At 50.8% G+C, this 25,208-nt stretch carries 25 protein-coding genes and 1 other RNA gene; 15 read left to right on the top strand and 11 right to left on the bottom strand.

What is annotated here, in order from left to right; all coding sequences use genetic code 11:
- Positions 1 to 11: 11 nt before the first annotated feature.
- Positions 12 to 1,250, top strand: coding sequence for a phosphoglycerate dehydrogenase (gene serA / locus EDF88_RS10510; RefSeq protein ID WP_064513632.1), 1,239 nt, complete (start codon positions 12 to 14; stop codon positions 1,248 to 1,250).
- Between the two features lie 116 nt (positions 1,251 to 1,366).
- Positions 1,367 to 1,978 (top strand): DUF2238 domain-containing protein, encoded by a 612-nt coding sequence (locus EDF88_RS10505; protein WP_134184589.1) that lies wholly within the window; start codon positions 1,367 to 1,369, stop codon positions 1,976 to 1,978.
- Positions 1,979 to 1,980: 2 nt separating this feature from the next.
- Here the strand turns inward: EDF88_RS10505 and EDF88_RS10500 are convergent, their stop codons facing one another.
- From EDF88_RS10500 to zapA, 3 genes are all read right to left on the bottom strand, one after another.
- Complete coding sequence (locus EDF88_RS10500; RefSeq protein ID WP_134184587.1) at positions 1,981 to 2,577, bottom strand: 5-formyltetrahydrofolate cyclo-ligase; 597 nt, start codon at positions 2,575 to 2,577, stop codon at positions 1,981 to 1,983.
- Positions 2,578 to 2,603: 26 nt separating this feature from the next.
- Positions 2,604 to 2,787: non-coding RNA, 6S RNA (gene ssrS / locus EDF88_RS10495), on the bottom strand.
- 41 nt (positions 2,788 to 2,828) lie between these two features.
- Entirely contained in the window at positions 2,829 to 3,158 is a 330-nt protein-coding gene (zapA, locus tag EDF88_RS10490) for a cell division protein ZapA (protein WP_034457736.1), read from the bottom strand.
- Positions 3,159 to 3,326: 168 nt separating this feature from the next.
- On the opposite strand from zapA, the gene EDF88_RS10485 reads away from it, so the two are divergent.
- The 8 genes from EDF88_RS10485 (at position 3,327) to EDF88_RS10450 (ending at position 13,595) form a co-directional block, all read left to right on the top strand.
- A complete protein-coding gene (locus EDF88_RS10485) occupies positions 3,327 to 3,905 on the top strand; it encodes a YecA family protein (protein WP_134184585.1) in 579 nt (192 codons plus the stop codon).
- Between the two features lie 24 nt (positions 3,906 to 3,929).
- On the top strand, positions 3,930 to 5,246 hold the full coding sequence (pepP, locus tag EDF88_RS10480) for a Xaa-Pro aminopeptidase (protein ID WP_134184582.1): 1,317 nt from the start codon (positions 3,930 to 3,932) through the stop codon (positions 5,244 to 5,246).
- Positions 5,243 to 6,421, top strand: coding sequence for a 2-octaprenyl-6-methoxyphenyl hydroxylase (ubiH, locus tag EDF88_RS10475; RefSeq protein WP_064513622.1), 1,179 nt, complete (start codon positions 5,243 to 5,245; stop codon positions 6,419 to 6,421). The genes pepP and ubiH overlap by 4 nt, the downstream gene beginning before the upstream one ends.
- Positions 6,422 to 6,445: 24 nt before the next feature.
- Entirely contained in the window at positions 6,446 to 7,648 is a 1,203-nt protein-coding gene (gene ubiI / locus EDF88_RS10470) for an FAD-dependent 2-octaprenylphenol hydroxylase (RefSeq protein ID WP_134184580.1), read from the top strand.
- 524 nt (positions 7,649 to 8,172) lie between these two features.
- Complete coding sequence (gene gcvT / locus EDF88_RS10465) at positions 8,173 to 9,270, top strand: glycine cleavage system aminomethyltransferase GcvT (protein ID WP_134184578.1); 1,098 nt, start codon at positions 8,173 to 8,175, stop codon at positions 9,268 to 9,270.
- Between the two features lie 22 nt (positions 9,271 to 9,292).
- Entirely contained in the window at positions 9,293 to 9,682 is a 390-nt protein-coding gene (gene gcvH / locus EDF88_RS10460) for a glycine cleavage system protein GcvH (protein WP_064513618.1), read from the top strand.
- Between the two features lie 225 nt (positions 9,683 to 9,907).
- Positions 9,908 to 12,781: an aminomethyl-transferring glycine dehydrogenase gene (gene gcvP, locus EDF88_RS10455; protein ID WP_134184576.1), complete on the top strand. Its 2,874-nt coding sequence runs from the start codon at positions 9,908 to 9,910 to the stop codon at positions 12,779 to 12,781.
- A 70-nt stretch (positions 12,782 to 12,851) separates the two neighbouring features.
- Positions 12,852 to 13,595, top strand: coding sequence for an SDR family oxidoreductase (locus EDF88_RS10450; RefSeq protein WP_134184574.1), 744 nt, complete (start codon positions 12,852 to 12,854; stop codon positions 13,593 to 13,595).
- 51 nt (positions 13,596 to 13,646) lie between these two features.
- On the opposite strand, the gene EDF88_RS10445 is transcribed toward EDF88_RS10450, so the two are convergent.
- The 3 genes from EDF88_RS10445 to EDF88_RS10435 all read right to left on the bottom strand — a co-directional run bounded on the left by EDF88_RS10445 (position 13,647) and on the right by EDF88_RS10435 (position 15,415).
- Positions 13,647 to 13,907, bottom strand: coding sequence for a pentapeptide MXKDX repeat protein (locus EDF88_RS10445; protein ID WP_134184572.1), 261 nt, complete (start codon positions 13,905 to 13,907; stop codon positions 13,647 to 13,649).
- A 98-nt stretch (positions 13,908 to 14,005) separates the two neighbouring features.
- A complete protein-coding gene (locus tag EDF88_RS10440; protein ID WP_134184570.1) occupies positions 14,006 to 14,794 on the bottom strand; it encodes a molybdopterin-dependent oxidoreductase in 789 nt (262 codons plus the stop codon).
- Between the two features lie 9 nt (positions 14,795 to 14,803).
- Positions 14,804 to 15,415: a cytochrome b/b6 domain-containing protein gene (locus tag EDF88_RS10435; protein WP_064513608.1), complete on the bottom strand. Its 612-nt coding sequence runs from the start codon at positions 15,413 to 15,415 to the stop codon at positions 14,804 to 14,806.
- Between the two features lie 140 nt (positions 15,416 to 15,555).
- On the opposite strand from EDF88_RS10435, the gene EDF88_RS10430 reads away from it, so the two are divergent.
- Both EDF88_RS10430 and EDF88_RS10425 read left to right on the top strand, forming a co-directional pair.
- The gene (locus tag EDF88_RS10430; RefSeq protein ID WP_064513606.1) at positions 15,556 to 16,269 is read left to right on the top strand and encodes a response regulator transcription factor; all 714 of its coding nucleotides are present in this window, start codon (positions 15,556 to 15,558) and stop codon (positions 16,267 to 16,269) included.
- Between the two features lie 3 nt (positions 16,270 to 16,272).
- Complete coding sequence (locus EDF88_RS10425; RefSeq protein WP_134184568.1) at positions 16,273 to 17,739, top strand: ATP-binding protein; 1,467 nt, start codon at positions 16,273 to 16,275, stop codon at positions 17,737 to 17,739.
- Positions 17,740 to 17,782: 43 nt separating this feature from the next.
- Here the strand turns inward: EDF88_RS10425 and EDF88_RS10420 are convergent, their stop codons facing one another.
- From EDF88_RS10420 to EDF88_RS10405, 4 genes are all read right to left on the bottom strand, one after another.
- Positions 17,783 to 19,174 (bottom strand): cytochrome-c peroxidase, encoded by a 1,392-nt coding sequence (locus EDF88_RS10420; RefSeq protein WP_134184566.1) that lies wholly within the window; start codon positions 19,172 to 19,174, stop codon positions 17,783 to 17,785.
- Between the two features lie 202 nt (positions 19,175 to 19,376).
- Positions 19,377 to 20,810 (bottom strand): 6-phospho-beta-glucosidase, encoded by a 1,434-nt coding sequence (locus EDF88_RS10415; protein ID WP_134184564.1) that lies wholly within the window; start codon positions 20,808 to 20,810, stop codon positions 19,377 to 19,379.
- A gap of 166 nt (positions 20,811 to 20,976) precedes the next feature.
- The gene (locus EDF88_RS10410; RefSeq protein WP_064513598.1) at positions 20,977 to 21,705 is read right to left on the bottom strand and encodes a MurR/RpiR family transcriptional regulator; all 729 of its coding nucleotides are present in this window, start codon (positions 21,703 to 21,705) and stop codon (positions 20,977 to 20,979) included.
- A 15-nt stretch (positions 21,706 to 21,720) separates the two neighbouring features.
- A complete protein-coding gene (locus EDF88_RS10405; RefSeq protein ID WP_064513596.1) occupies positions 21,721 to 22,317 on the bottom strand; it encodes an HD domain-containing protein in 597 nt (198 codons plus the stop codon).
- Positions 22,318 to 22,500: 183 nt separating this feature from the next.
- Here EDF88_RS10405 and EDF88_RS10400 point away from each other — a divergent pair, with 183 nt between their 5' ends.
- The gene (locus EDF88_RS10400; protein ID WP_134184562.1) at positions 22,501 to 23,154 is read left to right on the top strand and encodes a hemolysin III family protein; all 654 of its coding nucleotides are present in this window, start codon (positions 22,501 to 22,503) and stop codon (positions 23,152 to 23,154) included.
- 145 nt (positions 23,155 to 23,299) lie between these two features.
- On the opposite strand, the gene ygfZ is transcribed toward EDF88_RS10400, so the two are convergent.
- A complete protein-coding gene (ygfZ, locus tag EDF88_RS10395; protein ID WP_134184560.1) occupies positions 23,300 to 24,286 on the bottom strand; it encodes a tRNA-modifying protein YgfZ in 987 nt (328 codons plus the stop codon).
- 247 nt (positions 24,287 to 24,533) lie between these two features.
- On the opposite strand from ygfZ, the gene sdhE reads away from it, so the two are divergent.
- On the top strand, positions 24,534 to 24,800 hold the full coding sequence (gene sdhE, locus EDF88_RS10390) for an FAD assembly factor SdhE (protein ID WP_064513590.1): 267 nt from the start codon (positions 24,534 to 24,536) through the stop codon (positions 24,798 to 24,800).
- On the top strand, positions 24,781 to 25,203 hold the full coding sequence (locus EDF88_RS10385; RefSeq protein ID WP_064513587.1) for a protein YgfX: 423 nt from the start codon (positions 24,781 to 24,783) through the stop codon (positions 25,201 to 25,203). The genes sdhE and EDF88_RS10385 overlap by 20 nt, the downstream gene beginning before the upstream one ends.
- Positions 25,204 to 25,208: the final 5 nt, after the last annotated feature.

Below are 25,208 nucleotides of genomic sequence, written 5' to 3'. Positions count from 1 at the left end.
AGGGTCGGGAAATGGCAAAAGTATCACTGGATAAAGACAAGATTAAATTCCTGCTGGTGGAAGGCGTACACCAGAAAGCCGTGGATAACCTTCGCGCAGCAGGCTATACCAACATCGAATACCATAAAGGCGCGCTGGACAGCGAAGCCCTGAAAGAGTCGATCCGTGATGCGCATTTCATTGGTCTGCGTTCCCGCACTAACTTAACTGAAGATGTTCTGGCTGCTGCTGAAAAGCTGGTGGCGGTGGGTTGTTTCTGCATCGGTACTAACCAGGTTGACCTGAATGCTGCGGCTAAACGCGGCGTGCCAGTGTTTAATGCTCCGTTCTCCAACACGCGTTCTGTTGCTGAACTGGTTATTGGCCAACTGTTGCTGCTGATTCGTGGTGTGCCAGAAGCTAATGCTAAAGCACATCGTGGTGTGTGGAATAAAGTGGCTGTGGGTTCTTATGAAGCGCGCGGCAAGAAACTCGGTATCATTGGTTACGGCCATATCGGGACTCAGTTGGGTATTTTGGCTGAAGCGCTTGGCATGAACGTCTTCTTCTACGATATCGAAAACAAACTGCCGTTAGGCAATGCCACTCAGGTGCAGCACTTGTCTGATTTGCTCAATATGAGCGACGTAGTCAGCCTGCATGTGCCTGAAAACGCCTCCACTAAAAATATGATTGGTGCCAATGAACTGGCATTAATGAAGCCAGGCGCGCTGCTTATCAATGACGCACGTGGCACTGTGGTGGATATTCCTGCCCTGTGTGATGCTTTAGCACGTAAGCATCTGTCTGGCGCGGCAATCGATGTGTTCCCAACTGAGCCTGCGACGAACAGCGATCCGTTTAACTCACCACTGTGTGAATTTGATAACGTGATCCTGACTCCGCACATCGGCGGTTCTACTCAGGAAGCACAGGAAAACATCGGTCTGGAAGTGGCTGGCAAGCTGGCGAAATACTCTGACAACGGTTCAACATTGTCTGCCGTGAACTTCCCTGAGGTTTCCCTGCCATTGCATGGTGGAAGTACCAGCCGTTTGCTGCACATTCACGAAAACCGCCCGGGGATTTTGACCGCGCTTAACCAGATTTTTGCCGACCAGGGCATCAACATCGCCGCTCAGTACCTGCAAACAACGCCGCAAATGGGTTATGTGGTGATTGATGTGGACGCTGAAGAAGATGTTGCTGAAGCTGCACTGAAATCTATGAAGGCGATTCCAGGCACTATTCGCGCTCGTCTGCTTTACTAATCTCAAATCTACTGGAGCCTGCATGGGCTCCTGTTTTTTCTTAAAGTCCTTTTCCTGAGTTGTTTTTTTCACCCTGCCCACTGATAGTTACGCTTTTAGCCAGGCGGCGAAACAACATGACCAGTACATTCTTAAAATCCGGTGCCTTTATCCTGTTGTTGATTCTCATCTATACGGGCCTTAGCACCGCAGACAGGCTTACCTGGCTGATGGAAGTCACGCCGGTCATTATTATCGTCCCTCTGCTTTTAGCGACTCACGCTCGTTACCCGCTGACTCCACTTCTGTATACGCTGATTTTCTTCCACGCCATTATTTTGATGGTCGGCGGTTTGTATACCTACGCGAAAGTACCCATTGGCTTTGATGTGCAGGAATGGTTCGGCCTGAGCCGCAACCCGTATGACAAACTCGGCCATTTCTTCCAGGGGCTGGTTCCGGCACTCGCTGCACGGGAAATCCTGATTCGTGGTGGCTATGTCCGTGGGCGCAAAATGGTCGCGTTTCTGGTCTGCTGCGTAGCGCTCGCCATCAGTGCATTGTATGAACTCATTGAATGGGCGGCGGCGTTGTCATTAGGGCAGGGTGCAGATGAGTTTTTGGGTACGCAGGGCGATGTCTGGGACACGCAATCAGATATGTTTTGTGCGCTTCTCGGTGCGTTGTTTACGGTTTTGATACTGCAATACTGGCACACAAAGCAGTTACTGAAACTGCGTGTAGCCTGAGTTTACCACTGCCAGATACGCGATGGCGTGACCACCGCAGGCAGCGGGATATCCCACTCTTGCGCAGGTAACGCCGGAACGTGCTGGCAATCGTGTGCCAGCCCAACTGGCCACAAGCCATGCTGCTGCCAGTTCTGCAACGTACGGTCGTAAAAGCCGCCACCCATTCCCAGCCTTTGCCCTTGCTCGTCGAACGCGACCAGCGGCGTAATCAGCACATCCAGTTTATCCAGCGGCAGCACGTCACGCACATCAAGTTTAGGCTCAAGGATTTTCAGACGGTTCATCACCAGATGGCTATCCTCGGCATAACGCAGGAACAGCAAATTGCCTTTACTAAAGGGATGCAGGACGGGCAGGTAAACGGTTTTTCCCGCGTGCCATAAGGCGCGTATCAGTGGCGTGGTATCTAGCTCACCGTCAAACGACAAAAACACAGCGACCGTCGCAGCTTTCGCAATGGGCTCATAAGCAAGCATGCGCACAGCGGCAAGTTCAGCAAAATGGTGTTGTTCAGTTGGCGTGAGTGCACGGCGTCGTTGCCGAATGTGTTGTCGGATTTCTGAGCGAAGCGATGGGATTAGCTGAATTTTCGTCATGGTGATGACTAATTTGGTAGAAAGAGGGAATCTCCGAGATGCCGCCGCAGGCTGTAACCCTTGAACCCTTGGTTCAAGGTGAGTGCAGCGTCAGAATCATCAGGCTTCTCGGACGGACCGAGCATGCTCACAGAATCTGGATCACCACACTCTTGTGGTATGAAATATCGGCTCAGGGGACTGGCCCGCATGCAAACATCTCAGAGAAATTTGGTCTTCAAAGTCACTCTACCATAGGTAACTGTGAAGTGTTATTCAAAATTTGGACCCTGTCTTTCTGTTATGCGACCTTGCTCAAGCAACGCTTGTTCGATGGTCTGCTGTAACATCCGAATACGTTCTTCCATATTGGAAGCGTAGTCGCGGGTTTTCGATTTTTCCTGAGCCAGTTCGTAGCAAATGTTCAGTGCTGCGATGAAAACTAACTGCTCAGTATTTGTGACTCTAGTGCGAACTTTTAAATCTTGCAACCGCTGATTAAGCTCTTCGGCCGCAAGATTCAGTGCATCCTGTTGTTCAGGCGGACAATTCACGCGCAATGAACGACCGAAAATTTGGATATCGACTGGTTGTGCAGACATGCCACCTTCCTGCTGTTAACTCGCCTGCCTCTCGCTAACCTGTGCCAGGCTACGAAAGGGGCGTCACTATAGCTATCCCGAAATGAAGATACAAGCCCTTTTCTGGTGCCTTGGGGTCCCTGGTGGTAGCATAACATGAACTATCCCTGCCAACGATGGCGAATGCGCATGTCTATACAGAACACTATGCCTGACTACGACTTAGTCGGCCAACTATTGAACCAACAAGGTGTGGGCCTGACGGCCTCTGAAATGCACGGCTTGATTAGCGGTATGCTGTGCGGTGGCAACAAAGATACCAGCTGGCAGCCACAGCTACACGACCTGACAAACGAAGGGCTGGCCTTTGGTCAAAACCTTGCCGACACATTGCGCCAGATGCACGGTGCAACGAGCGATTCGCTGGAAGATGACGGTTTCCTGTTCCAGCTTTACCTGCCCGATGGCGACGACGTTACCGTATTCCAGCGTGCCGACGAACTGGCGGGTTGGGTAAACCACTTCCTGCTGGGCCTTGGCGTAACGCAGCCTAAGCTCGATAAAGTCACCGGCGAAACCGGGGAAGCTATCGACGATCTGCGCAACATTGCGCAATTGGGCTACGACGAGGATGAAGATCAAGAAGAGTTGGAAATGTCACTCGAAGAGATTATCGAGTATGTGCGCGTTGCGGCATTGTTGTGCCACGACACCTTCACGCGCCAGGTTCCGACCGCGCCAGAAGTGCAAAAACCCACTCTGCATTAATCATTATTAGCTTCAGGAGGTGTGATGAATCAGCACGAATTTCTCCGGCGCCGTCAGGCGTTGTTAGCCAAAATGGTACCGGCAAGCGCCGCGCTCATCTTTGCCGCTCCCGAGGTAACACGCAGTGCCGACAGTGAGTACCCGTATCGCCAGAATAGCGATTTCTGGTACTTCACGGGTTTCAATGAACCGGAAGCGGTATTGGTGCTGATTAAAAGCGACGAAACCCATAATCACAGCGTGCTGTTCAATCGCCTGCGCGATAAAACCGCAGAAATTTGGTTTGGGCGTCGCCTTGGCCAGGAAGCGGCACCCGAGAAACTGGGCGTTGACCGTGCGCTGGCATTTTCCGAAATTGATGAGCAACTGCAGCAGTTGCTCAATGGTCTCGATGTTGTCTATCACGCGCAGGGCGAACACGCTTACGCTGACACCATCGTTTTTGCCGCCCTTGATAAACTGCGCCGTGGCTCGCGCCAGAATCTTGCCGCCCCCGCGACATTGACCGACTGGCGTCCGTGGGTTCACGAGCAGCGCCTGTTTAAGTCGGAAGAAGAGATAGTCGCCATGCGCCGCGCCGGGGAAATCACGGCACTCGGGCACACCCGTGCGATGGAAAAATGCCGTCCGGGGATGTTTGAATACCAGCTCGAAGGCGAAATTCTTCACGAATTTAACCGCCACGGTGCGCGCTTCCCGTCTTACAACACCATTGTTGGCAGCGGCGAAAACGGCTGCATTTTGCATTACACCGAAAATGAAAGCCAAATGCGTGATGGCGATTTGGTGCTGATCGACGCCGGTTGCGAATACAAAGGTTATGCCGGTGACATTACCCGCACCTTCCCGGTGAACGGTAAATTTAGCGCACCTCAACGGGCGATTTACGACATCGTTCTTGAGTCACTGGAAACCGCTCTCCAGCTCTACCGCCCGGGCACCTCAATGCAAGAAGTCACCACGCAGGTGGTACGCATTATGGTTAACGGCCTGGTCAACCTTGGGATTCTCAAAGGCGATGTTGACCAGCTGATTACTGATAACGCCCATCGTCCATTCTTTATGCATGGCCTGAGCCATTGGCTGGGACTGGATGTGCATGACGTCGGTCATTACGGTAAAGACCGCTCACGCTTGCTTGAACCTGGCATGGTGATTACCGTTGAACCTGGTTTGTATATTGCGCCAGATGCCGATGTGCCCGCTGAGTACCGTGGTATCGGTATTCGTATCGAAGACGATATTCTCATCACCGCTGACGGTAACGAAAACCTGACGGCAAGCGTGGTGAAATCGGCGGATGACATTGAAGCGTTAATGGCGGCGGCACGGCACTCATGAGCGTGATTATTGTCGGTGGCGGTATGGCGGGTGCGACGCTCGCGCTAGCTATATCGCATTTGACCCACGGAAAGTTGCCGGTTCATCTGATTGAAGCGGCAGCACCTAACTGTGCGGCGCATCCTGGTTTTGATGCGCGCGCCATCGCCATTGCGCAAGGGACGTGCCAGCAATTAACCCGCATCGGGGTGTGGCCTGCCATTCAGGACTGCGCGACGGCTATCACAACTGTTCATGTCAGCGATCGCGGGCATGCCGGTTTTGTTACGCTGGAAGCGCAGGATTATCAGATTCCTGCACTGGGGCAAGTGGTCGAACTGCATGATGTTGGGCTGCGGTTATTTGCGTTGTTACGCAAAGCGCCTGGCGTGACGTTGCATTGCCCGCAGCGTGTCGCGTCCTTTACTCGTGAAACCGATAAAGTGAGCGTTAAGCTCGATAATGGCGAATGCATTGAAGGCCAATTGTTGGTGGCTGCAGATGGTTCTCGCTCACAGCTTGGTGCGCAGTGTGGCATGACCTGGCAGCAGCAGGCTTATCAGCAAGTGGCGGTTATTGCCAACATCACCACATCGCAGCCCCATAATGGTCGTGCTTTTGAGCGTTTTACCGAGCATGGGCCGCTGGCAATGTTACCGATGTCTGATGGGCGCTGTTCGCTGGTCTGGTGCCATCCTCTGGCGGCTCAGGCTGGCATTGCGCAGTGGGATGACGAGCGGTTCTGCAATGAACTGCAACGCGCATTTGGCTGGCGGCTTGGGCGCATCACCCATGCAGGCGCGCGGGCACAATATCCTCTGGTATTAACCACGGCCACGCAGTCGGTTTCTCACCGTGTTGTGCTGGTGGGCAATGCTGCGCAAACGCTGCATCCGATTGCCGGGCAGGGCTTTAACCTGGGTTTGCGCGATGTGATGTCGCTGGCTGAAAACCTGGCGGTGGCACATGAAGCATCTCAGGATATTGGCGGCTATGGCGTTTTGGCTGAATATCAGCAGCGCCGCCATGAAGACAAAATTGCCACCATTGGTGTGACCGATGGCCTGGTGCAGCTGTTTGCTAACCATTGGGCTCCGCTTGTCGTGGGGCGCAATCTCGGGCTGATGGCGATGGAACATTTTACTCCGGCACGTGATTTGCTGGCTATGCGTACCCTCGGTTTGGTTGCACGTTAAAACAGGTTTTTAAGGAGAGTCAATTTGCAAAGCGTTGATGTGGCGATTGTTGGTGGTGGTATGGTTGGACTGGCGGTTGCCTGTGGTCTGCAAGGCAGCGGCTTGCGTGTTGCGGTGCTGGAGAACCATCTCCCACAGCCGCTGGCACCTGAATCTGCACCCGCTTTGCGCGTTTCGGCCATCAATGCCGCCAGCGAAAAACTGCTGACTCACCTTGGCGTCTGGCCGAAAATTATCTCCCAGCGTGCCAGTTGCTATCACGGCATGGAAGTGTGGGATCAAGACAGCTTCGGGCATATCGCGTTTGATGATAAATCCTTTGGTTTCAGCCATCTTGGCCACATTATCGAAAATGCGGTGATTCACCATGCATTGTGGCAACGCGCCGAACAGTGCAGCGATATCACTTTGATGTCCCCGGTTGAATTGCAGCAAGTTGCCTGGGGCGAAAACGAAGCATTCATTACCCTTAAAGATGGTGCCATGCTGACTGCACGTCTGGTCGTCGGGGCTGATGGTGCCAACTCCTGGCTGCGCAACCAGGCCGATATCCCGCTCACTTTTTGGGATTATAAACACCATGCGCTGGTGGCAACTATTCGCACCGCTGAACCCCATCAAGCGGTAGCTCGCCAGGTGTTTCATGGCGAGGGGATCCTGGCTTTCTTGCCATTAAGCGACCCGCATTTGTGCTCCATTGTCTGGTCATTACCACCGCTTGAAGCAGAGCGTTTGCAGCAGGCGACAGCCGAAGAATTTAACCAGGTGCTCAGCATGGCCTTCAATATGCGCCTGGGTTTGTGCAGCGTTGCAAGTGAGCGTCAGGTTTTCCCGCTGACTGGCCGCTATGCCCGCAATTTTGCCGCCCACCGTCTGGCATTGGTTGGCGATGCGGCACACACAATCCATCCGCTTGCCGGGCAGGGCGTGAACCTGGGCTTTATGGACGCCGCTGAACTGATTGATGAAGTGCGTCGTCTGCATCGCCAGGGCAAAGACATCGGGCAGCATATGTATTTACGCCGCTACGAGCGCAGCCGTAAGCACAGTGCGGCAATGATGCTTGCTAGCATGCAGGGCTTCCGTGATTTGTTTGCCGGAAGCAATCCGGCGAAGAAACTGCTGCGCGATATTGGCCTTAAACTGGCCGATACCCTTCCAGGCGTGAAACCGCAATTAGTTCGTCAGGCGATGGGTCTACACGATCTTCCAGACTGGTTAAGATAAATGCTCGTCATACTTCAAGCTGCAACGGCGTTGTCTGCACTCAGTTACCCCAGTCACTTACTTTAGTAAGCTTCCGGGGATAGCCAAGTTGGCCGCCTTGCTGCAGCTCGAATTATTTAGAGCATTCGGTGTGATAACGATCACCTTCTCTCATTTGAAAAATTCTAATCTCACCTGTTATTTCGGATTACTTTTTCTCATCCCACGATTTTAGCGTTGTAGTGAATTTGTTTCTGAAATGGTCGTAAATGTTAGCTAACGCTAAATTCTGACTTAAACACTTCTTATTTATGCGTAGTGTCTCGCATTTTTCCAGTCGAATACTCTGCATGCTGCGCCTTCTATTTTGGTCATAAGCTAATGCTATAACGGTTTTAGCCTTATGGTTTACTCCCCCATTCAGTGGTAACTTCAGACAAAAGGTAACGTTTGCGTCGCCCTCGGGATCGAAGGCGGTGCTGGGTTTCGTCTGAAGAAAAGAAAAGCGAAATGCGCTTTTCAACCAGATGGTTAAAGAGGAAAAAATGACTCAAAAGACCCCTTTGTTTGAACAGCACAATCTCTGCGGTGCGCGCATGGTGGACTTCCACGGCTGGATGATGCCATTGCATTATGGCTCGCAGATTGATGAGCACCATGCAGTGCGCAACGATGCCGGTATGTTTGATGTCTCCCACATGACCATCGTTGACCTGAAAGGCAGCCGTACCCGCGAATTCCTGCGTTATCTCGTCGCCAATGACGTAGCCAAACTCACCCAACCGGGTAAAGCCCTCTACACCGCCATGCTCAATGCCTCCGGCGGTGTTATCGATGACCTGATTATCTATTTCCAGACTGAAGACTTCTTCCGCCTGGTGGTGAACTCTGCCACCCGTGAAAAAGATTTGGCCTGGATTAACCAACACGCCGAACCGTTCTCTGTCTCCGTTACCGTGCGTGATGACTTGTCGCTGATTGCCGTACAAGGGCCAAACGCTCAGGCAAAAGCCGCGCAGCTGTTTACCGAAGAGCAACGCCAAGCGGTTGCTGGTATGAAGCCATTCTTCGGTGTTCAAGCGGGTGATCTGTTTATTGCGACCACCGGTTATACCGGTGAAGCGGGCTACGAAATTGCGATGCCAAACGAAAAAGCTGCCGAATTTTGGGCGCAGCTGGTCGAGATTGGCGTGAAACCTTGCGGGCTTGGCGCGCGTGACACGCTGCGTCTGGAATCCGGTATGAACCTGTATAGCCAGGAAATGGATGAGAGTGTTTCTCCACTGGCTGCCAATATGGGTTGGACTATCGCCTGGCAACCGGAAGACCGTGATTTTATTGGTCGTGAAGCCCTGGAGAGCCAGCGTGAGAAAGGCACCGATCAGCTCGTGGGTTTGATCATGACGGAGAAAGGCGTATTACGTAATGAGCTGCCTGTTCGCTTTACTGATGAATCAGGCAACATCCGTGAAGGCGTGATCACCAGCGGAACCTTCTCGCCAACACTGGGTTACAGCATTGCTCTGGCGCGTGTTCCGGCAGGTATCGGCGAAACCGCCATTGTGCAAATCCGTAACCGTGAAATGCCCGTTAAAGTGACGAAACCTATTTTTGTTCGCGGCGGTAAAGCTGTCGCGCAGTGAATTTGAAATCAGGAGAAAAACAATGAGCAATGTTCCTAACGAATTGAAATACAGCAAAGAACACGAATGGCTGCGTAAAGAAGCTGATGGTACTTACACCGTTGGTATCACTGAACACGCGCAAGAGCTGCTGGGCGATATGGTGTTTGTCGACCTGCCAGAAGTGGGCGCAACAGTGAGCACCGGTGATGATTGCGCCGTTGCCGAATCTGTCAAAGCGGCTTCTGATATTTACGCGCCAATCAGCGGTGAAATCATCGCAGTAAACGATGCACTCAGCGATGCGCCCGAGCTTATCAACAGCGAGCCATACGCGGCAGGTTGGATCTTTAAGATCAAAGCCAGCGACGAGTCCGAACTGGACGGTTTGCTGGATGCGACTGCGTACGAAGCGCTGCTAGAAGACGAGTAAATTCCCTTCATCCTTCGTGTTGCTGGGGTGTTGGCGTAGCTCAAACACCCCAGTCACGTACTTATGTACGCTCCTGGGAATGTTTTCACTTGCCGCCTGGCAGCAACACAAATGATTTTGGGAATCGGAATTATTCGGGTGAGCTGTACCAGCCCGGTTTTGTAGGGTGGATAAACGTAGTGCCATCCACCGCTAAAGCCCCACATGTTTCAGGAATCACCGCTCATGACCCAGTCTTTACGTCAGCTTGAAAATCACGAAGCGTTTATCGACCGTCACATTGGACCAGACGCGCAACAGCAACACGAAATGCTGGAGGCGGTTGGCGCTCGTTCGTTAAACGAGCTGATTGCTTCAATCGTTCCGGCTGATATCCAGCTTGCCGAGCCACCACAGGTGGGTGAGGCTGCAACCGAATTCGCGGCCCTGGCTGAATTAAAGACCATTGCCAGCCGCAACAAACGTTTTAAAACGTATATCGGCATGGGCTACACCGCGGTGCAAACTCCCCCGGTGATTCTACGTAACATGCTGGAAAATCCAGGCTGGTATACCGCGTACACGCCGTATCAGCCGGAAGTATCACAAGGCCGTCTTGAAGCACTGCTTAACTTCCAGCAAGTAACGCTGGACCTGACGGGGCTTGATATCGCCTCTGCTTCTTTGCTGGACGAAGCTACCGCCGCAGCCGAAGCCATGGCTATGGCTAAGCGCGTCAGCAAACTGAAAAATGCCAACCGCTTCTTTGTTGCCGCTGACGTACACCCGCAAACGCTGGACGTGGTGCGCACCCGTGCTGAAACCTTTGGCTTTGACGTGATTGTTGACGACGCCGCGAAAGTGCTGGATCACCAGGACGTGTTCGGTGTGCTGTTGCAACAAGTGGGCACTACCGGCGAAGTGCATGATTACAGCGCTTTGATTGTTGAGCTGAAACAACGCAAAGTCATCGTGAGCGTTGCCGCTGACTTTATGACGCTGGTTCTGCTGACAGCACCAGGCAAGCAAGGTGCCGACATTGTGTTTGGTTCCGCGCAGCGTTTCGGTGTGCCAATGGGCTACGGCGGCCCACATGCTGCATTCTTTGCTGCACGTGACGAATTCAAACGTTCTATGCCAGGCCGCATTATCGGCGTTTCCCGCGATGCGGCAGGCCGCACTGCGCTGCGCATGGCGATGCAAACTCGCGAGCAACATATCCGCCGCGAGAAAGCCAACTCCAACATTTGTACCTCCCAGGTTCTGCTGGCGAACATCGCGAGCCTGTATGCGGTGTTCCACGGTCCGGCTGGCCTGAAACGCATTGCCGGGCGCATCCACCGCCTGGCCGATATTCTTGCGGCTGGCCTGCAACAAAAAGGCCTCGTGCTGCGCCACAAACACTGGTTCGATACCCTGTGTGTAGAAGTGGCCGATAAAGGTGCGGTTCTGGCGCGTGCTGAAGCTAATGAAATCAACCTGCGTAGCGACATTCTCAATGCAGTTGGCATCACGCTTGATGAAGCGACTACGCGTGAAGATGTGCAGGCGTTGTTCACTGTATTGCTGGGTGACAACCACGGCCTGGATATCGACAAATTAGATCAAAACGTAGCGGGCGATAGCCTATCTATTCAAAAAGGCATGTTGCGTGAAGACGCGATCCTGACCCATCCAGTATTCAATCGCTACCACAGCGAAACCGAAATGATGCGTTATATGCATTCGCTTGAGCGCAAAGATCTGGCGCTCAACCAGGCGATGATCCCGCTCGGTTCATGCACCATGAAGCTGAATGCTGCCGCTGAGATGATCCCAATTACCTGGCCTGAATTCTCAGAATTGCATCCGTTCTGCCCGGCAAACCAGGCAGAAGGTTATCACCAGATGATTTCCCAGCTATCTGACTGGCTGGTGAAACTGACCGGTTACGACGCACTTTGCATGCAGCCAAACTCAGGTGCGCAGGGCGAATATGCGGGCCTGCTGGCGATTCGTCGCTACCACGAAAGCCGCAATGAAGGCAGCCGTAATCTGTGCCTGATCCCAAGCTCTGCGCACGGGACTAACCCGGCGTCAGCGCAAATGGCGGGCATGGAAGTGGTGGTGGTGGCCTGTGATAAACAAGGCAACATCGATCTGCACGATCTGCGTCTGAAAGCAGAACAAGCGGGCGATGCGCTGTCTTGTATCATGGTCACTTACCCGTCCACCCACGGCGTATATGAAGAGACTATCCGCGAAGTGTGCCAGATCGTTCATCAGTTTGGCGGCCAGGTTTACCTGGATGGCGCAAACATGAACGCACAGGTGGGGATTACTTCTCCGGGATATATCGGCGCGGATGTTTCGCACCTTAACCTGCACAAAACCTTCTGCATTCCACACGGTGGTGGCGGTCCAGGTATGGGTCCAATTGGCGTGAAAGCGCACCTGGCTCCGTTCGTACCAGGCCACAGCGTGGTGCAAATTGAAGAGATGTTGACCCAGCAGGGTGCGGTTTCCGCAGCGCCGTTTGGTAGCGCATCAATTTTGCCAATCAGCTGGATGTACATCCGCATGATGGGTGCGCAGGGGCTGAAGAAGGCCAGTCAGGTCGCCATTCTGAATGCGAACTATATTGCGACTCGCCTGAAATCGGCATTCCCGATTCTGTACACCGGGCGCAGCGGCCATGTGGCGCATGAATGTATTCTCGACATTCGCCCACTGAAAGAAGAGACCGGCATTAGTGAGCTGGATATTGCCAAGCGCCTGATTGATTTCGGCTTCCATGCACCGACTATGTCGTTCCCGGTTGCGGGTACGCTGATGGTTGAGCCAACGGAATCTGAAAGCAAACTGGAGCTGGATCGCTTTATCGATGCGATGCTGACAATCCGCACTGAAATCGACCGTGTTGCGCGTGGTGAATGGCCGCTGGAAGATAACCCGCTGGTTAACGCGCCGCACACGCAGGACGAAATTGTTGCTGACTGGACGCATCCATATACCCGCGAACTGGCGGTGTTCCCGGTAGGCCATAGCAATAAATATTGGCCAACTGTGAAACGTCTGGATGATGTATATGGCGACCGCAATCTGTTCTGTTCTTGTGTGCCAATGAGTGAATATCAGTAACATTTATCACGCGATACACTCTTAAGGGCGCTTCGGTGCCCTTTGTTTTATCTGTAGATCAGGAGGCAAAATGGGCGTGGTTCTGGTAACGGGCGCAAGTCGTGGCATAGGTAGGGCGACCGCTATCCTGTTGGCACAGGCTGGCTACAAAGTTGTGATTAATTATCAGCAAAGCAAACAAGCCGCTGATGAAGTGGTAAGTATTATTCGTGCGCACAGCGGCAAGGCACTTGCCATCAAAGCGGATATTGCCGATGAACTGCAAGTGACGGCGATGTTCGCCGAAATCGACAATGCTTTTGGGCCAGTGACCGCGCTGGTCAACAACGCCGGGATTTTGTTCCAGCAATCCACCATTGAAGAACTGACCGCTGAACGTATCAATCGGGTGCTGGCGACCAACGTCACTGGCTATTTCCTCTGTTGCCGGGAGGCCGTAAAACGCATGGCGTTTCGCCACGGTGGAAAGGGGGGCGCGATTGTTAATGTTTCGTCTGCCGCGGCACGTTTAGGTGCTCCGGGTGAGTACGTTGATTATGCGGCGTCGAAAGGTGCGGTAGACACGTTAACCACCGGGCTTTCTGTGGAGGTCGCAGCGCAGGGTATTCGTGTAAATGGCGTGCGGCCAGGTTTTATCTATACCGAAATGCATGCTTCTGGTGGTGAACCCGGTAGAGTCGATCGCGTAAAAGATCTCTTGCCGATGAAACGTGGTGGCCAGCCAGAAGAGGTCGCACAGGCCATCGCCTGGTTGCTTAGCGATAACGCCTCTTACGTGACGGGAAGTTTCCTGGATTTAGCGGGCGGTAAATAAGACAAATGGCAGTCACCTGAATGCTTCGGTGAGCTGCCATTATTCGGGTTATTACTTTTTACCCATCTCGTCTTTAGCCATATTGTCTTTAGACATATTGTCTTTGGACATATGATCCTTAGACATACCGTCTTTTGACATATGGTCTTTCGACATGCAGTCTTTTTTCATACTGTCTTTAGAGCAGTCATGGGACATTTTCCCCATGTTATCTTTGGCCATATTATCTTTAGCCATATTATCGGCAGCATTTGCAGCCGTTACGCCAAAGAATAATGCTGAGCACATCAGGGCAGTGTAGAGTTTTTTCATTTTTTATATCCTCGTCGTTTAATTAACTACTTAGGTTTGTGAAATCAGAGTAATTCGTGTGGCAGTCAACGTTTCTGCCGCTTGAATTATGAAGGGTATTAACTTCCACCGAACCAGTTATATCCCTGATCCTCCCAATAACCTCCGGGATAACGATTGGTGACTTCCATAACTAAAATATGCTTTGGGTTTTTATAACCTAACTTGGTTGGCATTCTTAATTTCATGGGGAAACCATATTTACGCGGCAATATTTCACCGTCGTAAGTCAATGCAATAATGGTTTGTGGGTGCAGCGCTGTCGCCATATCAATACTGGTGTAGTAATCGTCAGCGCATTTGAAGCTGACATAACGCGCATTTAAATCGGCACCAATGCTTTTCAGAAACAGCGAGAATGGCACACCTCCCCACTTGCCAATGGCGCTCCAGCCTTCAACGCAGATATGGCGTGTCACCTGACTTACCTGAGCCATCTGGTGCAGTTGGGCGAGTGTCCACGGGCGTTTATCAGCCACTAAACCGGTGACTTCCAGGCGGTATGCGTCGCCATTAACCACAGGTGCTTCCTCTTCACTGTAAAAAGCATTGAAGGGGAATGGCCGTGTCATCATGCTTTCTGGATAAACCGGAGCCAAGTCATTGGCATTAAATAACCAGCCCTGCACCCGATCATTAAAACGTGATATACGGCTTAATGTGTTTTCTACCGATTGATTATCACTAATATCGCAACCGGTTAGCATCATCAAACCACCCAGCGTTAAGCCTTGTTTTAAAAAACGGCGGCGGCCTTCCGATGATAACTGCTTATTAATTTCTTGTGTGGCATCGTGAATAATGACCGCTTTATCCGAGTCAGAGAAAAGCTTATTTTTATTGTTCATCTTTTTCCCTTATCGTCCGCGTAGCATGGCGAGTAAAGTTTTTGGCACCAGCGCCACCATAATCAGGTGAATGACGACAAACCCCACCATTCCAGACATGGCATAAAAATGAATAAAACGCGCGTTGTCATAACCACCCAATAATTCGCGTAATAGTGGAAACTGCACTGATTTCCACACCACCAGACCTGAACAAACTAGAATGATCCCGTCGAACATCACGAACAGATACGCCAGTTTTTGTACGGTGTTGTAGTGGTTGAGATCCGCATGGGCCAACTTCCCACGTAGAGCAGCAAGAAAGTCCTTTATCAACTCGCGCGGCGACAGCGGCCAAAATTTGCGTTTCAGGCGTCCGCTAAAAATATTAATCAGCAGATAAGCCCCGCCATTTATGCCAAACAGCCACATTCCTGCAAAATGCCACTGCAACGCACCGCCTAACCACCCACCGAGGGTTAACTCGCCTGGAAAAGTAAAATTAAACAGTGGTGAGGCGTTATAAATTCGCCATCCGCTTGCCACCATGACAAGCATCGCCAGTGCATTCAGCCAGTGGCAAATCCTCAACCACATCGGATGTACGATAATGGGTTTAACCTGAAACGTTGGAGTATCCATCGTTTTATTTCCGGTTATTGCGTTGAAATAAGTGTGGCCTAAATCTGTTCGCCAAAGTCTCACGAAAAGTTAAATTAAATGTGATAACTCCACGCCCGTTTGTTGTATAGACTTCCTTTAACGCAGGTATAAAAGGCGAAGTGATGAAGCCCAAAAAGTTATTAATCGTCGAGGATGACGAAAATATTGCTGAACTTCTGCAACTCCATTTGCGAGAAGAAGGCTATGAGATTGTCCATGCAGCAGACGGCACTCTGGGGCTGGAACTACTGAAACAGGGCGGTTGGGATGCGCTGATTTTGGATCTCATGCTGCCAGGTGTTGATGGCCTGGAAATATGCCGCCACGCTCGCACCATGACGCGTTATACGCCGATTGTGATGATAAGCGCGCGATCCAGTGAAACACACCGGGTTTTAGGGTTGGAACTTGGCGCCGATGATTACCTGGCAAAGCCATTTTCGATGCTGGAACTTGTCGCACGCGTTAAAGCGCTTTTCCGCCGCCAGGAAGCGATGAGCCAGAACCTGATGCAGGATGCAGGAACACTGACTTTTGACCGACTTACGATTGACCCGCTGGCGCGAGATGTGCGCCTCAGAGAACAACCTGTTGAATTGACGCCGCGCGAGTTTGACTTGCTGTGGTTTTTTGCCAAACACCCTGGCAAAGTTTTCTCCCGGCTCAATTTGCTCAACCAGGTTTGGGGCTATCAACACGAAGGTTATGAACATACGGTAAACACGCACATCAATCGGCTACGCATCAAGATTGAAGATAACCCCGCAGAGCCTGAATTCATTCTGACGGTGTGGGGAAAAGGGTACAAATTCATCGCACCGCGACACGAGTAAACCATGCGAAAACTCACTCTTTCACAGCGCCTGACTCTGGTTTTTGCGTTGTTACTCATCACCTCTTGCTCCCTGCTGGGGTGGTTGCAAATTCGCACCAGCACGCAGTATAGCCAGGCGGTCATTCAACAGCTTTCCGGCTCACTGGCTGAACACATCAACCAGAGCTACCCGCTGCTTGGGCAAGATGGCCTGAATAATGATTCTGTGCGCACGCTGTTTGATCATCTCATGACGGTAAACCCAAGCGTTGAAGTTTATCTGTTGGATGAGAAAGGCAATATCATTGGTGATGCCGCGCCACCGGATCATATTAAACGCCATCAAGTCGATCTGGATCCGATCCAGTCAGCACTTAACGATCGGCAGTATCCGATCTACGGTGACGATCCGCGCAGTATTGATGGTAAGAAAGTGTTTAGCGTGGCACCGATGCGGCAAAACGGGCAGGTAAAAGGCTATCTGTATGTCATTTTGCTCGGTGAAAATTACAATGCGCTCGCCAGTGACGCGCAGTCGAATACGTTATTTAAAGTGGTTCTGCTCTCCATCAGCCTGGTTGCGTTATTGGGGTTGATTGTTGGGGGGCTGGCATTTCGCTGGATTACCCGGCCACTGCGCTCGCTTTCACGCCAGGTTAATGCGCTGGAAACCGGCGGAATGGCAGAAATGCAGGCTATGGCCGCGCTGCCTTCCGAAAAAATACAGAGCAATGATGAAATTAGCCTGTTACGCCAGGGGGTTATCATGATGGCGCGGCGGATTTCGGAACAATGGCACCGCCTTTCGCAGCAAGACCAGTTGCGTCGTGAGTTTATCGCCAATATTTCTCATGACCTGCGCACTCCGTTAACTTCACTTCACGGTTATCTGGAAAGTTTATCTGTTATGTCTGCAACACTTTCCGAAGCCGAGAAAAAACGGTATCTGGAAATCGCTTTAGCGCAGAGCCAGAAAGTACGGACTCTTGCACAATCATTGTTTGAGCTGGCGCGTCTGGAATATGGCGTGGTGAAGCCGCAGAAAGAGCATTTCTGCCTGAGTGAACTGTTGCAGGATGTCTTCCAGAAATTCGAACTCATGACGCAAACTCGTCAGCTGCAACTGGTGGCCGATATTCAACCTGGTTTGCCGTTAATTGATGCGGATTTGGGGATGATTGAGCGGGTGCTGACTAACTTGCTCGACAATGCGATTCGCCACACTCCAGAGCAGGGAACTGTCGCGGTACGTTTGTGGAAAGAGGGCGAAAAAGTGATGGTGCAGATTAGCGATAGCGGACCTGGCATCCCACAGGAACTGAAAGAGGGATTGTTTGTGCGCCCGTCGATTGTTAATCAGTCACATGTCAGAGTCGGTGGATTAGGGCTGATGATTGTTCGCCAGATGCTGCAGCTACACGGTAGCGATATTGCGCTGGTGGAAAGACCAGAAACGGGTGCCTGCTTCCGCTTCGCCTTGCCTGTCTAAAAAAAGACCGCTTGCCCATGCAGGCAAGCGGTAACTGGCTGGTTTAGTTGAGCGGATAAGGGGTATATACACCGTTCAGTGTGTTCAGGAATGCCACAATGTCATCAACATCTTTCTGCGGCAATGTGGTTCCAACCTGGTACTTCAACATCTCTTTAACTGCTTCATCAAGCGTGTTGACATCCCCCCTGTGGAAGTAGGGTGCGGTGAGTGCAACATTACGCAGCGTCGGTACTTTCTGACGCAGACGGTCACGTACTTCGTTGGTGACATTCATGCGTCCGATATCGGCACTGGTGACTTCACCAAAGCTAAAATCTTTTTTCAGCCCAAGGGGTTCAAACGAGCGGCCACCCAGAATTTTCCCGCTGTGGCAGGTAGCGCATTTGTTGTCTTTGAAAAGCTGATAGCCATGCTTTTGCTGTGCGGTCAGTGCCTTATCATCACCTCTTAAATACAAATCGAAAGGGGCATTCGGTGTGATAAGGGTTTTCTCAAACTCTGCAATTGCATCGGTTATTGTGGCACCAGTTAAGCCCTGCGGATATACGGCGGTAAAATCGCGGAGCAGGATTGGATCCTGGTTGAGTTTGCCTGTGATTTCACCCCAGGATTTTGAAGCCATTTCAATTGGGTTCAGCGGCGGGCCACCAGCCTGTGCTTGAAGATCTGGCGCGCGCCCGTCCCAGAATTGCTCAATATTGAACACTGAGTTAAACACGGTTGGTGCATTAATCGGGCCGATAGCACCTTCTACGCCCTGCGAGGTTTTACGTCCGTCTACACCGCCTGCACCAAGCTGGTGGCAATGTGCGCAGGAAATAGTGTTGTCGCCAGAAAGGCGAGGATCGTGATAAAGCCGCATCCCCAGAGCCACTTTTTGCGCATCAACAGGAAGGGATTCAGGGATAGGCTGAACAGGTTCATTACGGCGATTTTCAGCCATATCAGGCGTCGCGTAGTAATTCAGACGCTGGTGTTTAACCCACTCAAGCAGCGTACTCCGCTCTGCTTCATCCATCTCTCCTGCCCAATGAAGTGCAATGTATCGCGTGGGCGGCATGGTTTGATGCTCCATAACCCACTCTATTTTTGTGATATCGCTTTGTGGCGCGGCGGTATTGTTATTCAGACTTTCCCGGATTTGGGTCAGATTAAAGGATTTATAGCCGAGCTGGATGTCGTACTCCATTAGCTGTTTGGCTATTGGGAAGGAAGCATAAAAGGGCAGTTTTGCAGAAGGGGTATGGCAGTAATCACACCCTTTTTCCTGAAGAATATTCAGAACTTTAGTATTAAGTACCGAAGGCTCCTTTTGCGCGAACGAAGCATCAATACGCTGTTTATCATGATAGTGCACATAGCCGACCAGCCCGAGATAACACGCAGCGCCACCCACGAAAGCTATCCCCAATAGTTTTATTATTTTTTTCATTGATTTTCCCTTTCTCAGAGGTAAAGCAGAATCCGCACTCCTTAAAATCCACAGATTCCATGTGGCTATGATGGTGATGAATTTAAGCGGATCGCTTGTTGCGCAGCATCAAGGGAAAAGGCAGGCCTGGGCTATCGTTTAAATAGCCTGTACCAATCAAGACAGGGGAATGAAGGGCACCAAAGTGCCCTTTTAGAGAGGATTAGATATTTTCGCCGTTGCTGGCAATCACTTCTTTGTACCAGTTAAAGCTCTTCTTGCGTGAGCGGGACATATCGCCAGTACCATCATCGTGCTTGTTCACATAGATAAAGCCGTAGCGTTTGCTGTACTGTCCGGTGGTGAAGGAAACACAGTCAATACAGCCCCACGGGGTATATCCCATCAAATCTACGCCGTCATACGTGACCGCTTTCATCATTTCGGAAACATGAGCTTTCAGATAATCAATGCGGTAATCGTCGTTGATTGAGCCATCTTCTTCCACTTTGTCGTAAGCGCCAAAACCATTCTCAACGATGAACAGTGGTTTCTGGTAGCGTTCATACAGCTCACACAGCGCATAACGCAGGCCAACCGGGTCAATTTGCCAGCCCCAGTCAGAGGCTTTAACGTGTGGGTTTGGCACGCTGCCCTGGAAACCAGACAACGCATCGCCACTGCCACCGTCTGCTTTCACAGCATTCGTCATGTAATAGCTAAAACCAAGGTAATCACACACGCCTTCACGCAGGATCTGCTCGTCGCCTGCTTCCATTTTGATGTTGAACTCGCGGCGCTCCCACTCGTTTAACACATAAGATGGGTAGTAACCGCGCAGTTGCACGTCGGTAAAGACATAACGTTCACGCATCGATTCTTGAGCGAACATTTGATCTTCTGGTTTGCAGGAGAACGGGTACAGCGGCACCATCGCCAGCATGCAGCCGATCTGCATCTCCGGATTGATGCGGTGACCAATCTTCACCGCCATAGCGCTCGCCACGAACTGGTGATGCAGAACTTGATACATCACCTCTTCTGGGTTGTCGTGCTCGGTGTAAACCACGCCAGAGCAGCAATAACCGAACAGCGGCGCACGCCAGTTGCGCTGGTTATTGATTTCGTTGAAGGTCATCCAGTATTTCACTTTGCTCTTGTAGCGTTCAAACACCACTTCGGCAAAACGAACAAAGAAATCGACCACTTTACGGTTGGTCCAGCCACCGTATTCGGTAACCAGATGGTGCGGCATTTCAAAGTGGGATAGGGTGATAACCGGCTCAATGTTGTATTTCAGCAACTCATCGAACATGTCGTCATAGAATTTGAGCCCTTCTTCATTAGGCTGAAGTTCGTCACCTTTCGGGAAAATACGCGTCCAGGCGATTGAAGTGCGGAAGCATTTGAAGCCCATCTCTGCAAACAGCGCGATGTCTTCTTTGTAACGGCCATGGAAATCAATGGCTTCATGGTTCGGGTAATATTTGCCAGGGATAACTTCCTGAGTGATTTCACGCGGCACGCCATGAGCGCCACCTGTCAATACATCACAAATACTTGGGCCTTTACCTTCTTTGTTCCAGCCACCTTCAACCTGGTGTGCAGCAACTGCACCACCCCATAAAAAATCTTTTGGTAAAGTCAGTTTTTTCATATTTTGTAATCTCACTGTCAGTGCCAGAAATAATGTGGGATACATCACAAAATGGCAGTGCATTAATAAGCTCTGGTCTGGAGTCTAGCAAATGAGATTTAATTGTCACGATATAACAAATCACGATTCATGTGATTTGTTACACGGAAAAAACAGGCTGTTTTTTTTATGCCATTTTCTTAGCCAATTTACGGCCAATGGTCTCTAAAATATAAATGACAGGGATTTGCGTGGTGATGTCATACACCCCGCCGACGCGTGTAAGTGGAATGTGCCAGGAGATATTAAAGTCTGCAAGCTTTGCCAGCGCTGAGTTCTCATGGCTGGTAATGGAGAGCACTTTACAGTTGTGCAGGCTGAACTGGCTGGCGAAGCGCAGGATCTCTTCTGTTTCACCGGAAACTGACAGTACAATTGCCAGGGCATTTTTCGCCATGTCATTAGTGACTGGGAAATAAGGGTCATCAATATGGTTACTGAATTTACCAACGTTAGAAAAGAAGCGTGCGCCATATTTTGCTAAGGCGCCAGATGTTCCGGCACCGACAAATATAATACGTTCTGAAGAACAAATAATATCAACAGCACGGTCGATTAAATTATCGAACTCTTCATTATTGGTACTTTTAAAAAAGCTGATGATTTCACTTGGACCAAAATTCACCAGCTGTTCATCATTCTGTTCCAGATATAATTTAAAGCGCACACGAAATTCAGAATAGCCTTCGCAATTCAGCTTGCGGCAAAAACGCAGCACGGTAGTCGTGGAAACGCCCACCGCATCAGCCAACTCGCGGATAGTCATGTACATCACTTTGTCACGATTTTTGATGACAAAGTTATAGACCAGCATTTCCAGGCCATTGAGATTGGCAATTGCTGCATGAGTAAACATCTGGGTCTTCCCGAATTAAATTAACCAGCCTTTTTCTTGCGCTGAATATAAATGACCGACGACATGTTGCCATAATTCCGGCCAGCTTTCGCCCACCAGTGAATTGCGCTTCAACACTTGTTCGAGTGAAATTCCATTCTCGCGCCAGCTTTGCCCATCGTTATGCAAATTTTGCAGGATAGGCAGGATTCTATCGAGTGCACCTGCGAAGCGAGAATCGGCAGTGGCACCAGCTTCATATTCCTGCCAGAGCTGTAAAAACAGAGTGCTCTGTGGTTCAGGTAACAATCCAAACAACCTTTCAGCTGCGATGGCTTCTTTCTCGGCAATGGCTGCGCGAGCGGCAAGGTCATAAACCAGGACATCACCGACATCTATCTCGACGATATCATGGAGTAATGCCATCTGGACGACGCGGGAAATATCAACATTTTCTGGTGCGAAGGGAGCAAGACTCATGGCTGCTACGGCAAAATGCCAGCTGTGTTCCGCCGAGTTTTCGGGGCGGCCATGACCGATAATCTTAGTGCGCCGCTCAATAAGTTTTAGCTTGTCGATCTCCATCAGAAAGTTAATCACTTCACTCATTGCGCCAAAGGCTAGCTGCGTCATCCTGGTGCTCCATTGGTAAATTGTTAGTGTGAATATATTGTATCTATACCGTTATACGCTCTGACGGATTTATTTTAGCGTACAGGTGTTAGCTGGAATCATTCTCAGCTATGCTGTTCCGGTCATCCTTCAAGTTGAGTGTGCAATGCATTATCCATCTTTTGTCTCACCGGGAGTTGCCATATGGCTGACAAACCATTGATAGCGAAAGGATATTCAATGGCGGAGGAAATCGCCAATAGTATTAGCCACGGTATAGGGCTGGTTTTTGGGATTGTCGGGCTGGTTTTGTTACTGATACAAGCGGTTGATACCAACGCAAGTGTGACAGCAATAACCAGTTATAGCCTGTACGGCGGCAGCATGATTTTGCTGTTTCTCGCATCAACGTTGTATCACGCGATTCCCCATCAACCCGCCAAGCGCTGGCTGAAGAAATTTGACCACTGCGCAATTTATTTGTTGATAGCCGGGACGTATACGCCATTTTTACTCGTGGGCCTGGATTCGCCTCTGGCGCGCGGGCTGATGGTTGTGATTTGGGGGCTGGCTCTGGCCGGAATTATTTTTAAGCTGACCATCGCACATCGTTTTAAAGTTTTGTCGCTGGTGACTTATCTGCTGATGGGCTGGTTATCGCTGGTGGTGATTTACCAGATGGTAATTAAACTCGCGCCGGGCAGCGTAACGCTATTGGCAGTTGGCGGGGTGATTTACTCGCTGGGAGTGATTTTCTACGTCTGCAAGCGGATTCCATACAACCACGCAATCTGGCACGGTTTTGTGCTCGGCGGTAGTGTTTGCCACTTCCTCGCGATCTATCTCTATATTCATTAATTACCGATATTCATCAAGCAATGCCCCAAAATAATTCGAGTTGCAGAAAGGCGACCAGACCATAACTCCCCAGAGCATAGATAACAATGTCACTGGGGCGCATAGGCGTAGTCAACGCATCTGCAACTTGAAGTACGACGGGTATTTACTCATCTTCTAATGAATAAGGCAGTCGCTCGATAACAAGCTCGCTGCCGTTATCGTCGCGAACGCGCAGCACGCTATTGGCTTCCAGATCGTTGTTCATCACAACCTGCACCAGTACTCGCCCATCATCAAGCTGGCTGGCTGCCAGTACCGTACCGGTACGACGCCAGTTATCACCCATTTTCAATTCCAGGTCTTCACCCGCTTCGGGTAAACGGCTGGCTTTCCCTGCAAGGAACCACAACGCACGCTTGTTAGCGCCACGGAATTTCGCCCGCGCCACCATTTCCTGGCCGGTGTAACACCCTTTTTTGAAGCTGATACCACCGAGCGCCTGAAGGTTGGTTGCCTGCGGAATAAATTGCGCGCTGTTTACCGGTTCAATGACGGGAATACCGGCTTCAATCTCCAGAGCTAACCATTGCTGGCTGTCGTTACGCTGTGCTTCGCCCTGTAATTTTTCAGCCAGTGATTGAGCGGTAGATTCATCCGTTACCAACATGAAACGCTCGGCAGGCAAGTTGAACCATAGGAGCGTGGTCGCACCTTCTTGAACAACCGGATTCTCTGCATCTGGCAAGGCTGAAAATAGATTAGCCAGCGCAGCACGAGCCTGGAAACCTGCAACGCCTATCAGCACGCTTTCATCATCTGGAGCGATGGTGACTTTAGAAAAAACTGCATATTTTTTTAGCTCAACAAGCTGCGCATCACGCAGATTGCGGCGCTCAATTAAGGCAAATCCCTCGCCACGATGGAACAGGCGCAAGTTGCTCCACATTTTCCCTTTCGCATCGCAGTGTGCACAAAGTGTGTGTTGGTTTGCCGCAAGCTGTGCGACGTCAGCAGTGACCTGGCCTTGCAGATACGATTCTGCATCTTTGCCCGTCACGGTTGCCAGAGCCCAATCATCAAGAGTCATGAGTGTTAGCGGCAGGCGAGCTGCGGCTGTAGGCTGACGTGGAGGAAATGGAGTGAAAGCCATAATTATGTCCCTGGTTTTTGAGCTGATGTATTGGCTCAATGGTAAAAGAGCCATTTGGCAATGCAAGTAGTTTGATAACGCGAGCTGTGTGCTTACGAGTTTTCTCGCAAGGTTAATGCAACAGCAACGCATTACAGATTTTTCTCACGATATAGCGCGCAAACGGTAACATTCATTTAATGCGTGCCATAAAAACACGTTACACTAACATTTGTACCTACTTTGTCAGAGAACCAGGAAAGAGCACATGGATATCAATAACAAAGCCCGAATTCATTGGGCGTGCCGCCGGGGAATGCGCGAGCTGGATATTTCGATTATGCCATTCTTCGAATATGAATATGACTCGTTAAGCACTGAGGATAAGCAGTTGTTTGTCCGTTTGCTGGAAAGCGATGATCCAGACCTGTTCAATTGGTTAATGAATCATGGCAAACCGGCAGATACAGAGCTGCAACGGATGGTGACACTGATTCAGACACGGAATAAAGAACGTGGTCCTGTGGCAATCTGATCTTCGCGTCTCCTGGCGTGCACAATGGCTGTCTCTTTTGGCTCACGGTCTAGTCGCCCTGTTAGTGCTGCTAATGCCGTGGCCGATGAGCTATACGCTAATCTGGATGCTGCTACTTTCGCTAGTTGTATTTGACAGTGTCCGCAGCCAGCGGCGCATCCATGCTTGCCAGGGCGAAATGAAACTCCTGACCGACTACCATCTGCGTTGGCAAAACCAGGAGTGGGAAATCGTTGGTTCCCCTTGGGTTTTACGCAGTGGCATGATGCTGCGCTTACGCCGGGTCGGGCGCAAACGCTGCCAGCATTTATGGCTGTCCGCTGACAGTATGGATACAGGTGAGTGGCGTGATTTACGTCGCCTGATGCTGCAACAACAGGCGAGTGGGAGTGGGGAAGCTTAAACAGC

The organism is Buttiauxella sp. BIGb0552 (assembly GCF_004366275.1).
GTDB classification, from domain to species: domain Bacteria; phylum Pseudomonadota; class Gammaproteobacteria; order Enterobacterales; family Enterobacteriaceae; genus Buttiauxella; species Buttiauxella gaviniae.
Note: the sequence above shows the minus strand (reverse complement) of the source record. Positions and strands in the feature narration are given on the sequence as shown.